The sequence below is a fragment of the Campylobacter concisus genome (assembly GCF_002913765.1).
GTDB lineage: Bacteria > Campylobacterota > Campylobacteria > Campylobacterales > Campylobacteraceae > Campylobacter_A > Campylobacter_A concisus_BB.
The window spans coordinates 73275-88904 of the sequence record NZ_PPCH01000022.1; the positions used below are offsets into that span (position 1 = coordinate 73275).

Consider the following 15630-nt stretch of genomic DNA (forward strand, 5'->3'; position numbering starts at 1 on the left):
TTTTATTTTAAAGATATTAAAATACCCAATATAAGCGTTTAGGAAGGTTTTTTGATTCATGATGAATATTAAAAAAAATAGTGAAATTTCTATAGTTGCACTAGATCCGTATGACTATAAAGGATTTCGTTATCACAACAGCAATGTAGAAGCTTTTAACTTTTCAAAAACAGTCAATAAACGCGACTTTTTCATCTCATACATAAAATTTAAAGACTTAAAAACAACAACTATTTTTATCCCTAGAAGCGTTGATAACGACACCCTTTATGAGGAGCTTTACTCAAAGGTCTATGCGGAGCTCTCACTTGATCCAGCGCTTGATAATAAGATATTTTTTTCAGAAGGCACTACAAAAGCTCAAGAGAGAATTTTTACTGTTTTTGCTATCACAAATGAAGATATAAATTCGACCTTTAAAGCAGTTGCAAAAAAGGTCCCTTATATCGACTACCTAGCACCTGAGCCTTTGATCTACTCTGCTATTTATAAAAAGGGCTTGCTGCCTAGCACACAAGCAGACTGCTTTATAGCGCTTAGAAAAGATGAATCATTTTTAAGTATATATTTAGATGGTGATTTTTTTACTGCTAGAGAAATTCGCTATAACTTAAACTATCTTAAAGATAAATTTTTAGAGCAAAGCGGCGATCGCTTGAGTGATGAAAAATTTATCGAAGTTTTGTCTCAAAGAGGACTTGTAAATAAAGACGATGATGGCTTTAACTACGATCTAAACACAGTTTTTGAAGATTATATCTTTTACTTTAACGATATTTTAAACATTATAAATAGCCAAAATGGCATAGTCATAAAGAAAATTTACATAGATTGTGACTATGAGATCAAAAATTTTGCAAATTTTATCTCAACCAAACTTGGTTTGGATGCAGAGTATATAAATATAAAAGTTGCGATAAACAACAAAAACTATACTATAAACGAGCGTTATAACGTTATGGCTTTATTTGGTAGATTTTATACCAAAGAGCCATTTTATGAGAATTTTAACCTCTCAAATATGCTTCGCCCAGATCCATTTGTCAAAAGAAAAAGTGGTAAATTTTTGCTCACTTGTGCTGCGGCATTTGCGCTAAGTATGTTGTATCCAGCTTACAACTACATAGCTGGTCTTGTTTTAGAAAAAGACAGCGCAAGACTAAATGACGAATATAGCGTCCTAAACGCACAAGAGATGCAGATAAAAGAGACGCTAGCTAAAATTTCAAGAGAGCAAGAGGCGGTAAAAGAACAGACTCAAAAAGAGAATGAAAAGCTAAATTTCAGAAAAGGTCTGCTTGCTGAGATCGAAAATAAAAAAGATAATTACGCTATGAAGGGTTTAAATCTTTTTAAAATTACCGATATTTTAAATCTAAACGCAGTTCATATCACAAACATCGTAAATAACGATAGAAATTTGACTATAACTGCAGTTAGCGATAATGAAAAAAGGATAACCCAGTTGATCAAAGATATCAGCAAAGATGAAAAATACTTGGTAAATACTAAAAAAATTCGTTCAGATGACGCTAAACACGAGTATGAAAGCAATATAAGCATAGAGATTAGACAATGAGACAAGATATTTTAAGCAAAATAGATCAATACTTTGATAGCAAAAAGCCAAACGAAACAAACCTTATTTTTCTTGGCTCAGCGCTTATCATAGCTTATCTTGTTTATATGCTATGCTTTGATCCTGCGCAAAATTTCTTTGATGAAAAGCTTGATAAACATACGAGAATTTCTACAAAACTAGAAAACACTAGAAACTATCTAGCCTCAGTTAGCTCTCCTGATGGCGATAGAAATTTTAAGATAAATGAAGAAAATAGAAATTTAAGCAATCTAAAACTTCGCTACACGAATATTTTGAAATTTAATACCTATTTTGACTCAAAGCTTAAAGAGCTTTCATTTTTGCTTTTTGACAATCAAAACTGGGCAAACTATATAGATAGTATCGTGCTTTTGGCAAAACAAAATAATATAAAAATTTTAGAGCTTAAAAGCGATATAAAAGAGCCAAATTTCCAAAAGATAGAGCAAATTTTAAATATAGATGTCACTTGCCTCGGAAATTTTAAAGATATGCTTAGCTATATAAACGGACTTGAAGAGTCAAAACTCGTAGTAGATCTTCACAAAATGGATATAAATTCCACTCAAAAAGATCTAGGAGCTAAGCTCTCTATCTCTGTGTGGGGTATGAAGTACTGATGAAAAAATTTGGTTTATTTTTAATTTTAGCTCTAAGCCTGTTTGGCAGTGAGTTTGAAGGCGAGATGAAAAACTATGATGAAGTTTTTGTTAAGATAAAGGAGCAAAGAAAGGGGCTTAATAGCGGTGAAATTTCTAGCTTGCAAGATCCTTTTAAGCTAAATTTGCCAGTTGCTCCAAAAGGTGATCAAAACACTACAAAATACTCTTCTGCAAGGGGGTTTATGCTAAAGGCCATTTTGCTAAATAAAGCAAATATAAATGGCAAGTGGTATAAAGTGGGAGATATGATTGATGATTACAATATCACAAGTGTTCAAGGCAGCAAGGTTATCATCGTAAAAGATGATGAAAAACAAGAACTAACTCTTAAAAATGGAAGTAAAAATGTTGGTATCAAAATTAAGTAAATTTATTATAACTGCGGCGTTAGCTTCATTTTTAGCTACCCCTATAATGGCAAAACCAAGCACATGCTTGAGTAAAAATTTTAGTATGAAGATCACAGACGATATAAGTCTTGGCGATGTTTTAAATCAGCTCTCTGAAATGTGTGATTTTAGTATCGTTGCAAAAGATGCTTATAGCAAAAAAGAGCTTGATGATAAAGTCTTTGGCGTAAATATTAGAAACATGAGCCTAAGCGAGGTCTTTGATCTGCTTTTAAACGAGAAAAATTTAAGCTATGAGTTTTCAAATAATGTCTTAAAAATCTCATCACTTCAAACAAAAATTTTTAAAATAGACTATATCACCTCTATCCGTGAGGGCACAGCTATCACAAAAGCTTCGGTTGATGCCTCTCCGTCAGAAGTAGGCAATAGCTCAAGCAGTGATACTAGCTCAAATGACATAAAAAATGAAAATAACTTAATAAGAACAACTGAGAAATTTGACTTCTGGGAGAAGCTTGATGCTGAGCTAAAAGCCATCTTAAATAATAGCAGCGAGCACATCACGGCGCCAGATCCTATCATAAATCAAAATGCTGGACTTATCACGGTTACAGCTACCCCGTCACAGCTAAAACGTGTTGAAAAATATATAGCTGAGATGCAAAGAAGGCTTAAAAAGCAAGTCATCATCGATGTTTCTATCATTGCAGTTGATCTAAATAATGAGTATAAGCAAGGTGTTGATTGGAGTAAATTTGAGCTTGGATTTAACTCATATATAGGTAATTCAGGCACAAATGCAAGCTCAAGTGCAAGCTGGACAAACAAGGGCAACAGCTTAAGCGATGGCTTTGGTCGCACACTAAATATCGCTGCAAATTTAAACTTTAGCCTTGATGGCATGATAAATTTCCTTGAAACAAATGGCAAAACAAAGGTCGTTTCAAGTCCAAAAGTAACCACTCTAAACAACCAACAAGCGCTAATCTCTGTGGGTGATAATATAAACTACCGCGTAATGGAAGAGACGGATAATGGCAGCAACAATAACAATAACAACAGGCTTACAACAACTTATAAGCAATACTCTGTATTTATCGGTATCTTGTTAAATTTACTTCCAGAAGTTTCAGATAACAACAAGATCATGCTTCGCATCAACCCAAGCTTAAGCAGCTTTAAGTATGCAGAAGACGATATAAGATCACAAAATACAGCCATTAGAGAGATCGCCCCTGATACAGTTCAGAAAAAACTCTCAACCGTAGTTCAGGTAAATAGTGGCGATACGATCATACTTGGCGGACTTATCGGACAGACTAAAAATAAACAAAATACAGCCGTACCACTTCTAGCTGACATACCTTTGATAGGAAGCGTCTTTAAAAGCACAAGAGATGGCGTAAAAACTACTGAGCTTATCTTTGTCATCACGCCAAGAGTTGTTGATCTTGAAGATCCAAAACCAGTTCAGCAGTCGCTAAAAGATCTAGGATTTTCTAAATCGATCTATGAGTAACGAAAATATTTATACACATATAAAAGATGTTTTCATAGATGAAGACGAGAGTTTAAATTTCGTAAATTTAGACAACTCTATAAGCTGCTACAACAAGATAGTTTTAGCTCTAAAAAAGCCACTTAAGCTCATCTTGTTTTATGGCAAGCCAGGTAGCGGCAAGACCTTTTTGCTAAACAAGATCGCAAATGATCTAAAAGAGGATAAAAGTCTCATCTTTTTCCCGCATCCATTTTTTAGCGAGGCGACATTTATCGAGGCGCTTTGTGAGCAAATTTATGGAAAAAAGCTTGAAGATATAAATAACTTCGAGAGCTTTATAAAATTTTATTCAAAAGACTTTAGCAGTAAAGATGAAATTTTAAAAAATCAAATGACGGTTATCCTAGATGAAGCGCAGCTCTATCCGACTGAGCTTATCGAGAAGATAAGGCTTATGGCTGATACTAGGATGTTTAAATTTCTCTTTACGATACATAAAACCGAAAACGAAGATATTTTGGCAAAAGATTATTTTCAGACTAGAATTTGGGAGAGCATCGAGCTAAGTAGCGCTGATGTAAATGAGATCATCATCTACTTGCAAAGAAAGCTTAGTCAAAAAAACTATGACAAATATCTTAAATTTGAGAAAAAAGACTACGAGTGTGCCTACTCATTTTGCGGTGGAAATTTAAGAACGCTAAACAAGATCATGTATAAATTCTATGAAATTTGCGAATACTACGAGCAGTATCAGCCTTCAAAGCTTAGCGGTGATAAGGCAAATATCATGATACTCACCATGGCTGCACTTGATGCGGGGCTAATCGATGCTTGAACCACAAGAAATTCAAAGACTAGAAAAGCTTTATGAGAGCTACAAGAAAAAAAATGGTGGCTTTTTGCATAAAATTTTTAATGCCAAAAACTCTAAAATTTTAATCATCGAGCTTTTGCTTATCATTATTTTGCTGGCTGCATTGATAGCGCTAAGTATAGAGAAAACTCCAAGTCTTGCTAGTAAAAGCGATAAAGTTTTAGCCAAAAATGCAACCGCTGTAAAAATGGTAGAAAAAAACGAGACAAATGCAAGCATGCTTAGCGAGCTAAAGCAAAAGAGCGAGGTTGCTAAGGCTAAATTTGAAGAGGGCAAAAAGCAAGACGAGCTAGCTGACAAGATAGCTAAAAAGCTCGAAGAGGTTGTAAAGATAAACGAGACAAACGATACTTCAAAAAATGACCCAAAAAGGCAAAGAAGCTCACAAGGTTGGCTTAAGCTAAATATCCCTGATGAAGAGCCACTTAGCGAACAAAATGGCATAAACGGCATGAGCGTGCCACAAGATGAAGTGATAGACCTTGAGTCAAAACCAGCTAGAAGGCGTGTAAATATACAAGTAACTTCAGCATCAAATGAAGAGAGCGTGCTAAGAGATCAATTTCTAAAAACAAACAATCCAACTATCGCACTTGAGCTTGCTAGATTAAATTTTAGAAATAATAATTTCAAAGAAGCTATAAAGTGGTCGCTTGCAGCAAACGATATAGATAATAGCTTAGAGGAGTCGTGGATCATCTTTGCAAAGTCAAAATATAAGCTAAAACAAAGCGATGATGCCGTCAAAGCTCTAAGGGAGTATAATAAAAACTTAAACAAAGCTTCGATAAATGAGCTTATAAATAAGATAAAAAGTGGAACATTATGAAATTTTTTGTTATTTTTTTGGTTTTTGTTTGTGAAGTTTTTGCTGTTAGTCTGACCGAGATAAGGGATGACTTTAACAGTGCAAACTATGCAAAAGTCTGCAACCAAAAGGTTGAGGACTTTTTAAAAACACAAAATAACGAAGAGCAAATTTCTATGTTTGGCATCGCTTGCATAAAGATGAACGATCTAAACAGGCTAGCAACTCCGATCGATAAGCTAGTAAAGAGCGAAAAATCAAGAGAAAATGCTGCCTATTTTGCTGACATCTTATTTAAGAAAAAGCTCTTATTTCACGCTATGATAGATGGCGTTGATATAAGCTATATCAGACTTCCAAAGAGTGATTATATACTTTCATTTTTGTTTGATAAATTTGTAAAAAAAGAGTATGTCGAAGAGCTTGGCACATTTATCTTTGAAGAGCCAAATTCTGACACAAGATATGAGATAAGCCCAACAAATGGGCAAATACCAAAGCTAGTGCTTAAAATTTTTAAAAATAACGACCTGAAATCACAAATAGAGTATAGATAATGAAAAATGTAGAAAATGTAATCTTAAAAAATATAGAACAAAACGGCAAACTAAGCACATCAGATATAGAAAAGATAAAGCAGATAAGCGAGCAAGAAGGCAAAGGCCTTGTTAAAATTTTAAGAGATGAAAATTTACTAAATGACGATGACTTTATGGAAATTTTGTCTGATATTTATAGGAGAGGGCATGTAAATATCGATGAAATTTCAAACGATCTTGAGCTTGATATCAAGGCTTTTGTTAAATTTATAAGCGAGAAATTTAAGGTTTTATACTTTGACCTTGATGATATCGACATCGACTACCGCATCAGCGAAAAGCTAAGCACCGCTCAGCTAAAGACATATAGTGCGATCCCAGTCAAAGAAGATGAGATAAGCGTATATGTCGCTTTTAAAAATCCATTTGACGTTATCGCTCAAGATAAGGTGCAAAATTTATTTAATAGAAAACTACTAAAAGTTGCCATCGCTCAGCCAACCCAGATAGAAAAATATATAAGCAAGCTAGCACTAAATGAGAGCATAAAAGATGTGATAACAGAGATCAGAAGAGAGCTTTCAAGCTCGGCTAGCCAAGGGCAAAACAGTGAAAACTCTGGAATTTTAAAGCTAATAGAGATCATCTTAAAAACATCTATCCAAAGCAGAGCCAGCGACATCCACATCGAGCCAACCGAGACAAACTGCATCGTAAGAAGCAGGATCGATGGCATGTTAAGCGAAACATTTATATTTGATAAAGATATCTATCCGCCGATGGTTAGCCGTATGAAGCTACTATCAAACATGGACATCGCAGAGCGCCGCCGACCACAAGATGGTAGATTTTCAGCTCAAATTTTAGACAAAGAGTATGATTTTCGTATCTCGACGCTACCTATCTTAAACGGTGAAAGTATAGTATTAAGAATTCTTGATAAGTCAAAGGTCATTATAAATTTAGAAGATCTTGGCATGCACCCAGACAACTTTTCTAAATTTAAAAAGAGCATGAAAGCACCTTATGGTATCATTTTAGTCACTGGTCCAACAGGATCAGGTAAGACTACGACACTTTATGGTGCGCTAAATGATATAAAAAGCGTAAAAACTAAGATCATAACAGTTGAAGACCCGGTTGAGTATCAGCTAAATATGATCCAACAAGTGCATGTAAATGAAAAGGCTGGACTTACCTTTGTCTCAGCCCTTCGCTCTATCTTGAGGCAAGATCCAGACGTCATAATGATAGGCGAGATCAGGGACCAAGAGACGCTTCGCATAGCGATACAAGCGGCACTTACTGGTCACCTTGTCTTTTCTACACTTCACACAAATGACGCCATTAGCGCGCTTCCTCGTATGATAGATATGGGCATCGAGCCATATTTAGTAAGTGGCGCGCTCGTTTGCATAGAGGCTCAAAGGCTTGTTAGAAAGCTCTGCCCACACTGCAAACAAAAGATCACTCTATCTCAAAAGGCATTTGACGAGGTTAAGAAATTTGTCCCTGAAAACTACCAGTTTTACAAAAGCGTCGGCTGCCCGCAGTGCTCACAAACTGGATATTTGGGACGTGAGATGATAAGCGAAATTCTGCCTATCAGCGATCACATCGCAAGCCTTGTTGCAAATGGCGCTTCAAAAGATGAGATCAAAAAGTCGGCCTACGAAGATGGCTTTATAGATATGTTTCATGACGGCGTCATACGCGCTGCAAACGGCGTAACAACGCTTGAAGAAGTTTATAGAGTTGCTAAGATATGAAATATTTTGAAGTAGAATACATCCAAAACGGCAAACGCCATAAGATGAGCCTAAGAGCGAACAATAAAAGTGAGATCAAAGACAAAGCAAATGTTACTGGCATGATCGTAAAGATCAAAGAGACGCAAACTTCTAGCATAAATAACTTTGAAAATTTACAAAACGTGATCGCAAAGGCTTTTACTAATCCAAAGGTGAAAATCCCAAATTTAGTAGCCACCATAAGGCAGCTTAGCGTTATGACAAATGCTGGAATTTCTATCCACGATAGCATTAAAGAGGTTGCAAACTCCACTGAGGATAAGCGCCTTAAATTTATATTTCAAACTATAGATGAGGAACTAAATCAAGGCTCAAGCCTCACAAATAGTATAGAAAATTTTAAAGAAGAGCTAGGCGACGTGACGCTAGCGATGATAAGACTAGGGGAAAGCACTGGTAATATGGCTGACGCGCTTGCAAAGCTCGCCTCTATCTTGCAAGAGGTCTGGGACAATCAGCAAAAATTTAAAAAAGCTATCCGCTATCCGATAACAGTCATTTGTGCGATCATCATAGCTTTTGTCATCCTTATGATACTTGTTGTGCCGCAGTTTAGAGAAATTTTCGAGCAGTTAAATGCAGAGCTACCACTGCCAACTAAAATTTTGCTAAATATCGAATACGTCATGACAAACTACGGCTTTTATATCCTTGGGGCACTTGCATTTATCGGATATTTGCTTAGAAAATACTACCTTGAGAGTGAAGAATTTCAAGATAAGGTCGATAAATACCTTTTGAAAGTCTATCTCATCGGCAAGATCATATTTTATTCGAATATGAGTAGGTTTAACCTCATCTTTACAGAGCTTGTTCGAGCTGGTTTGCCTATAGCAGATGCCCTTGATACAGCTGTGATAACGGTTTCAAACAAGGATATCAAAAAGAAGCTAAGTGGCGTTAAGATACTTGTTGGTAGGGGTGTTAGCCTAACAGAGGCTTTTAGAGATACAAATTTATATGAAAATATGCTCATACAGATGATAAGCGCTGGCGAGCAAAGCGGTAGCTTAGACGATATGACTGGAAAAGTAACTGACTATTACAGGATGAAATTTAACGATATTATTGATAACATCTCAAACTATATCGAGCCTATCTTGCTCGTTTTTATAGCAGGTATGGTGCTTTTACTAGCTCTTGGTATATTTTTGCCGATGTGGGATCTATCAAAAGCCGTTAAAAACTAAAATAATTAAAATCTTAAAGGAGAGAAGATGTCTGAAAACAAAGAACACATGGTCGAAGAGAGCGCCTTTTTGGTCTCAAAGACCGACTTAAAAGGACGTATTACATATTGTAACGAGCCATTTTTAAAGATAGTTGGAGCAAAGCAAGCTGAAGTCTTGGGTAAGCCTCACAACATCATAAGACACCCAGATATGCCAAGAGCTGTTTTTAAGCTACTTTGGGAGCGCATAAAAAATAAAGAAGAAATTTTTGCTTATGTTAAAAACAAAAGCTTTGATGGTGGATACTACTGGGTCTTTGCAAATATCACAACTTCGCTTGATGTACAAAATAATCCAGTTGGCTACTACTCAGTTAGACGCAAGCCAAATCCAAAGGCGATTGAGGTAATAGAGCCTATATATCAAAAGTTATTATCGGTAGAAAAGAGCGGTGGCATGGATGCTTCGATGAAATTTTTAACTGAATTTTTAAAAGAAAAAAATATAAGTTATGATGAATTTGTAAATAACCTACAAAGGCTATAATATGTTTGGAAAAAAACTTGACTCTATAAATGAAATTTTAAGCGTAGTAGGCTCAGCTAGAAACGGTATCTTAGAGCCTAGGATAGTAAATGTAAAAGAAAATGACCCACTTTATGAAGTAGCACTTGGTATAAATGACTTGCTTGATCAAGTTGAGGCACTTCAAAGAGAAATTTCAACCTCAATAGACGCTGCTCAAAGCGGACTAACATATAGAAATATCTTTACAGAGGGATTTCGCGGTATATTTAAACAAAATGCCATTTCTATGAGTAATGGCGTAACTGGCATAAAAGATAGTCACAAAAGTAAAGTAAGAGGTCTGCTTTCAAAAGAACTTGACACACTTGGCAATGGCAACGACGGCATAGAAGATGTTAGAAATGATCTAAATGAGAGTATCAAAAACCTTAGCCAAATGGCACTCATGGCAAAAGATACGGCTAGAATCGCCGAGGATACGACGCAAAGCATCAATGAGCTAAGCGTAAATATGAGCTCGCTTGAGGAGCTGATAGAGGGCTCAAGCCACGCTATAAGCACGCTAAATAGCAGAACAGATGACATCACTTCGGTTGTAAATTTGATAAAAGATATAGCCGAGCAGACAAATTTGCTAGCTCTAAACGCAGCTATCGAAGCAGCACGAGCAGGCGAGCATGGACGCGGCTTTGCAGTTGTTGCTGATGAGGTTAGAAAACTAGCTGAAAATACCCAAAAAGCAACACACGAGATCGGCGTAAATATCCAAACACTTCAGCAAGAAGCCAAAGATATCGATGAAAATTCTAAAAAGATAGATGAAATTTCAAAGATCGCCACAGCAAATGTTGAAAATTTCAAACAAACTTTAGCTAGCTTTAACCAAAATGCAAAAGAGACAGCCCAAAGATCAAAATATGTAGAAGATAAGACCTTTGGCATCATCGCAAAGATAGCTATCATCGTCTATAAAGTGGGTGTTTATTCCGACACTGTAAATGAGCAAGGTTACGGCGACGATATAGCAAAAGACGCAGACGATCTTGTAGCGTGGTATGAAAATGAGTGTGCAAAGAGCTTTAGCCACACTAAAACATACGAGAAATCACGCCATTTGGTAGATGAGTTTAACAAAAACATCAAAGCCATCTTGACAGAAGCTGGCAAGGGCTATAACGAGAAAAATTTAAAACATTTTGTCACTGAATTTAGAAAGCTCGAAGATCTTAGTAGAGAGATATTTAACTCATACAACGAAATGGTCGCTTCAAAATAACTTCAAATTTGCTAGACTCGCTTTGGGTCTAGCTCCTCTTAGATTGATTTAAATTTTATTTTCATAAATTTTTTCTACATTGTTGTTTAAAATTATGATAATTAATATTGTTTTTATGCTTGCTTTGTTAAATTTGCGTTTCGCTTTCATTATCAAAGATTAAATTTAACAAAAGGATATCCGTGAATAGATCAAAATTTATCGCCATTTGCCTTAGCGCTTGTGTGGCAAATTCTCTCTATGCAGTAGAGAAAGATAATAACGAAACCAAGCTAGATGGCGTCGTAGTAAGTGCGAGTGGCTTTTCGCAGCAGATTAAAGAAGCTCCTGCAAGTATCAGCGTGATAAAGGGCGACGAGCTTACAAAAGATAGTTTTACTTCGCTTCATTCAATCGCCCAAAAAGTCCCAGGTGTAAATGTCATAGGTGGTGAGGATGGTCCAGCTAGTGGTATCTCGATACGTGGCATGGAGAGTTCTCAAACGCTAGTTTTGATAGATGGCAAAAGAGTAAATTCAAGCAGCGCAAATCCAAAGGGTGGAGCAGGGGATATGAACTCAAATTTCATCCCGCCAGCCGAGGCGATCGAGCGTATAGAGATCATCCGCGGTCCTATGAGCTCGCTTTATGGTAGCGACGCGGTTGGAGGCGTTATAAATATCATTACTAAAAAAGACTTTTCAAAATTTAGCGGCAACGTCGGCATCTCAACCACGATAAACACTCACAAAGGCATAGGCGACGGCAGGCAGGGCGACTTTTATCTAAATTTACCTCTTTATAAAGAGTTTTTAGCGCTTCAGCTTTGGGGCTATAAAAAGCTAAGAGATGAGGATAGTTACGTTGGTGGCTACCAAAAAAGCGATAAGAGAAATTTGAGTGCAAAGCTTTGGATCACGCCAGATGAACACAATAAATTTTTCATCCTTGGTTCAAACGAAAGGCATGACTACTCGCGCACCCTTGGCAAAACAGCCGATCCAGACCCAAGAAGAAGACCATTAGATAATTATGACTACGAGAAAAAGAGCTATGGCGTGGGCTATCTTGGCGAGTTTGATAGCCTAAATGCTGATCTTAGCTACATTTATGATGAGACCCAAAGAAGTAGCCTTTTTGACAAATTTATACCAGCAAAAGCTAAAAATCATAACTTTAACTCAAAATTTACAACCTTTTTTGGCGCACACACTCTAACTTTTGGCTATGACTTTAGCAAACAAAATGTCGGCACGACCTTCATCATCTCAAACGCTTCAAAAAACGGCTTAAAAGACCCAAAGACCTACTCGATGAGCGAGCATGCGGGATTTATCGAAGACGAGTGGCAAATTTTAGATGAGAAGCTCTTTTTAACGCTTGGCTCAAGGCTCACACACAACGAATTTTTTGGCAACCACCTCTCGCCAAGAGCCTACCTAGTCTATAACGCTACAGATACGCTAAGCCTAAAAGGCGGCGTAGCAACTGGCTATAAAACCCCTGACGTCAATCAAATCTCCCCAGAAGTAGGCACTATCCAACGTGGCTGGACGATAGTCGATTTTGGCAACAAGGACCTGAAACCAGAAAAGAGCACGACTTACGAAGTTGGGGCATATTATGACAATCAGGCTGATTTTAGAGGCTCGGTGACGCTTTTTAGAAATGAATTTAAAGATAAGATCCTAGACACAGACGGCAGTAACGTCAATAAAATTCCTGCCTTTGGCGCTTGCCCAGTAGGTGTGCGGGGTTGTCCTGGCTGGGGAACTTACTTTAATATAGAGGGTGCGACCGTTTGGGGCGTGGAGCTAAGTGGCGACTATGACATCCTTTCAAACCTAAATTTAAGCTCAAACTACACCTATAATAAGTCAAAGATAAAAACTGGCAACCCAACGATAAACACACCAAGGGGCGCTATGAAATTTAGCGAGACAAATCTTGCCAGACTTGACGCAAAAAGCCTTACCGCAACGCCAGAGCACGCACTTCACGCCACGCTTACATATAAACCTGTAAAAAGCGTTAAGACATTTTTTGGTGCAAACTACGAGAGCAAGCTAACAAGCGTACAATTTGGCCCTGGTAACAGAGTAAGAGAAAATGAGAAAAATTTACTTACATTTGATACAGGCGTCAGCTGGGACGCAAACAAGCACCTAACGCTTAGTCTAAACGCCTACAACATCTTTGATAAGGTAAGATACGAAGAAGCGCAAATAAATGACAAAGACTACTACTGGTATCCGCAAGAGGGCAGGAGATTTTGGTTTAAGGTCGCTGCAAAATGGTAAGAGCCTTTAAATTTTTACTTTTTACGCTTGGTGTGACGCAGACTTTGCACGCAGGACCTAGCCAAACGCCTGAGCCACTTAGCCAAAAAGCAGCTAGTAAATTTGAAATTTCAACCTTTAAAATGAGCGCAAATGATGAAATTTATAAAATTTTCACAGCCAAGCTAAAAGGGCAAAATGAGTTTAAAAATGTGCTTTTCTTACTTGACGCAAATGCCCAGTTTAACATGCTCTTAAATGAATTTGATGGCAAGACTGCCCCGCTAATAATAGGCGTAGGATATGACAGCGACAAAAGCTACGAGGTAGAAAAACGCACAAGAGATCTCACACCAAAAGCAGAGGGCGAGGAGTTTATCAAGGGTGGGGGCGCAGATGCGTTTTACCACTTTTTAACTAGAAATTTAGTGCCACTAATCGATGAGAAATTTAACGTGCAGGGTAGCCAAAAGAGCCTTTATGGACACTCTTTTGGCGGGCTTTTTACGCTCTATGCTTTGCTAAAAAATGATGGCGTATTTTCAAATTTCTTTATCGCTTCGCCATCTCTTTGGTGGGGTGAGTCTGAAATTTTAAAGCAAAATGTGAGCGAGGGTAAATTTAAAGAGAAAGTAAAGGCTAAATTTGTCTTTCTTAGCGTTGGCGAGCTTGAAAAGAGAAAGGGCAAAACAGACAAAGCTGGCATTTTAAAGGCGAGCGATCTAGCCCAAATTTTAAAGCAAAGTGGCGTAAATTCTCACTTTGAGCTTTTTAAAAATGAAACCCATGGCAGCGTCATACCTCTAAATTTAAAAGAGCTTTTGAAATATATAAAGGATTAAAAATTTAAGGCTATTTTTGTTAAAATCCGCCGCATGAGAGTAGATAAATTTTTAAACGTAGTAAATATCACCAAAAGGCGTGCCGTTAGCGAAGATATGTGCAAAAGTGGCGTTGTGAGCATCAACGGCGTGCAGGCAAAAGCGGCAAAAGATGTTAAGATAGGCGACGTTATCACTATCAAATTTCTAGCTCGAGAGGCGAGATACGAGGTGCTAGCGATCCCAACTACAAAGAGCATACCAAAAAGCGCTCAAAGCGAATATGTAAAAGAGCTTTGATGGTTTTTGAGCTTTTAGAAAATGAGCTTGATCGGCTTGTGCGGGTGCTGCCAAAAAGTGGCGTGGTGCTACTAAGTGGCGATCTAGCAAGTGGCAAAACTACTCTTGTAAAGGCGATCATCAAGGCTCATGGCATAGATGAGAGCGTGACGTCGCCGACATTTTCTTTGATGCAAATTTATGGTAAAGATATCTACCACTACGACATTTACCAGATCGGTTTTGACGGAATGGCAAAAAATGGCCTTTTTGAAAATTTGTTTGAAGAGGGGCTTCATCTAGTAGAGTGGGGCGATGAAAATTTAGAAAAAGCTCTAAAGAAAAACGGCGAAAGCTATACGTTAGTAAAAATTTCTCCTAGCAAAAATGGCAGAAAATACGAGGTTATAAGTGCATAAACTAGAAGTAAAAGATCTAAAAAAGACGATTAAGAAAAGTGAGATCATAAAAGGTATATCTTTAGAGGTAAATAGCGGCGAAGTCGTGGGGCTTCTTGGGCCAAATGGCGCTGGAAAGACGACTACTTTTTATATGATCTGCGGGCTCATCTCGCCAACTAGCGGAGATGTCTTTTTAAACGACGAAAAGATCACAAATGTCCCACTTCACAAAAGAGCGCACCTTGGTATTGGCTATTTGCCGCAAGAGTCAAGCATATTTAAAGAGCTAAGCGTTGAAGAAAATTTGCTCCTTGGGGCTGAAATTTTAAATCAAAGCAAAGAAGAGATCTCTAAAAGAGTAAATGAGATGCTAAATATGCTAAATATCGAGCCTATCCGCCTAAGAAAGGGCGTTAGTCTAAGTGGCGGCGAGCGCAGACGCTGTGAGATCGCTAGAAGCCTCATCATAAAACCAAAATTTTTGCTGCTTGACGAGCCATTTGCAGGCGTCGATCCTATCGCAGTTAGCGACATCCAAAGCATCGTTAGAGACCTTAAAAAGCTAGGTATCGGCGTTTTGATAACTGACCACAACGTCCGTGAGACACTAGCCATTTGCGACAGAGCCTACGTCATCAAAGATGGCTCACTGCTAGCAAGCGGCAGTGCGAGCGAAGTGGCAAACAACAAGCTCGTTAGAACGCACTATCTTGGCGAAGAATTTAAGCTACTTGAGTAGAT

General features: G+C 37.6%; 16 protein-coding genes. All 16 read left to right on the forward strand.

Features of this window, described 5'->3' with window-relative positions; all coding sequences use genetic code 11:
• Positions 1-58: 58 nt before the first annotated feature.
• The 16 genes from CYO89_RS06175 to lptB all read left to right on the forward strand — a co-directional run bounded on the left by CYO89_RS06175 (position 59) and on the right by lptB (position 15628).
• Positions 59-1579: a C4-dicarboxylate ABC transporter gene (locus CYO89_RS06175; protein ID WP_103597581.1), complete on the forward strand. Its 1521-nt coding sequence runs from the start codon at positions 59-61 to the stop codon at positions 1577-1579.
• Positions 1576-2223, forward strand: a complete 648-nt coding sequence (locus tag CYO89_RS06180; RefSeq protein WP_012001744.1) for a hypothetical protein — start codon at positions 1576-1578, stop codon at positions 2221-2223. Before CYO89_RS06175 ends, CYO89_RS06180 begins: the two co-directional genes overlap by 4 nt.
• Positions 2223-2633 (forward strand): hypothetical protein, encoded by a 411-nt coding sequence (locus CYO89_RS06185; protein WP_021084606.1) that lies wholly within the window; start codon positions 2223-2225, stop codon positions 2631-2633. Before CYO89_RS06180 ends, CYO89_RS06185 begins: the two co-directional genes overlap by 1 nt.
• Positions 2611-4137, forward strand: a complete 1527-nt coding sequence (gene mshL, locus CYO89_RS06190; RefSeq protein WP_103595346.1) for a pilus (MSHA type) biogenesis protein MshL — start codon at positions 2611-2613, stop codon at positions 4135-4137. The genes CYO89_RS06185 and mshL overlap by 23 nt, the downstream gene beginning before the upstream one ends.
• The gene (locus CYO89_RS06195) at positions 4130-4957 is read left to right on the forward strand and encodes an ATP-binding protein (RefSeq protein ID WP_012001747.1); all 828 of its coding nucleotides are present in this window, start codon (positions 4130-4132) and stop codon (positions 4955-4957) included. The genes mshL and CYO89_RS06195 overlap by 8 nt, the downstream gene beginning before the upstream one ends.
• Positions 4950-5825 carry a CDC27 family protein gene (locus tag CYO89_RS06200; protein WP_103597583.1) on the forward strand — a complete coding sequence of 292 codons (876 nt, stop codon included), beginning with the start codon at positions 4950-4952 and terminating at the stop codon, positions 5823-5825. Before CYO89_RS06195 ends, CYO89_RS06200 begins: the two co-directional genes overlap by 8 nt.
• On the forward strand, positions 5822-6361 hold the full coding sequence (locus CYO89_RS06205; RefSeq protein ID WP_012001749.1) for a hypothetical protein: 540 nt from the start codon (positions 5822-5824) through the stop codon (positions 6359-6361). Before CYO89_RS06200 ends, CYO89_RS06205 begins: the two co-directional genes overlap by 4 nt.
• Complete coding sequence (locus CYO89_RS06210) at positions 6361-8112, forward strand: GspE/PulE family protein (RefSeq protein WP_103597585.1); 1752 nt, start codon at positions 6361-6363, stop codon at positions 8110-8112. The genes CYO89_RS06205 and CYO89_RS06210 overlap by 1 nt, the downstream gene beginning before the upstream one ends.
• Positions 8109-9344 (forward strand): type II secretion system F family protein, encoded by a 1236-nt coding sequence (locus CYO89_RS06215; RefSeq protein ID WP_012001751.1) that lies wholly within the window; start codon positions 8109-8111, stop codon positions 9342-9344. Before CYO89_RS06210 ends, CYO89_RS06215 begins: the two co-directional genes overlap by 4 nt.
• Positions 9345-9371: 27 nt before the next feature.
• Positions 9372-9872 carry a PAS domain-containing protein gene (locus tag CYO89_RS06220; RefSeq protein ID WP_103597587.1) on the forward strand — a complete coding sequence of 167 codons (501 nt, stop codon included), beginning with the start codon at positions 9372-9374 and terminating at the stop codon, positions 9870-9872.
• Positions 9873-10365: 493 nt separating this feature from the next.
• A complete protein-coding gene (locus CYO89_RS10745; RefSeq protein ID WP_374220071.1) occupies positions 10366-11130 on the forward strand; it encodes a methyl-accepting chemotaxis protein in 765 nt (254 codons plus the stop codon).
• 182 nt (positions 11131-11312) lie between these two features.
• Positions 11313-13409 (forward strand): TonB-dependent receptor domain-containing protein, encoded by a 2097-nt coding sequence (locus CYO89_RS06230; protein ID WP_103597591.1) that lies wholly within the window; start codon positions 11313-11315, stop codon positions 13407-13409.
• Complete coding sequence (locus CYO89_RS06235) at positions 13403-14230, forward strand: alpha/beta hydrolase (protein ID WP_103597592.1); 828 nt, start codon at positions 13403-13405, stop codon at positions 14228-14230. Before CYO89_RS06230 ends, CYO89_RS06235 begins: the two co-directional genes overlap by 7 nt.
• A gap of 33 nt (positions 14231-14263) precedes the next feature.
• Complete coding sequence (locus tag CYO89_RS06240; RefSeq protein WP_002940508.1) at positions 14264-14509, forward strand: RNA-binding S4 domain-containing protein; 246 nt, start codon at positions 14264-14266, stop codon at positions 14507-14509.
• The gene (tsaE, locus tag CYO89_RS06245) at positions 14509-14907 is read left to right on the forward strand and encodes a tRNA (adenosine(37)-N6)-threonylcarbamoyltransferase complex ATPase subunit type 1 TsaE (RefSeq protein ID WP_103572319.1); all 399 of its coding nucleotides are present in this window, start codon (positions 14509-14511) and stop codon (positions 14905-14907) included. Before CYO89_RS06240 ends, tsaE begins: the two co-directional genes overlap by 1 nt.
• A complete protein-coding gene (gene lptB, locus CYO89_RS06250) occupies positions 14900-15628 on the forward strand; it encodes an LPS export ABC transporter ATP-binding protein (RefSeq protein ID WP_009293825.1) in 729 nt (242 codons plus the stop codon). The genes tsaE and lptB overlap by 8 nt, the downstream gene beginning before the upstream one ends.
• The last annotated feature ends 2 nt before the right edge of the window (positions 15629-15630 follow it).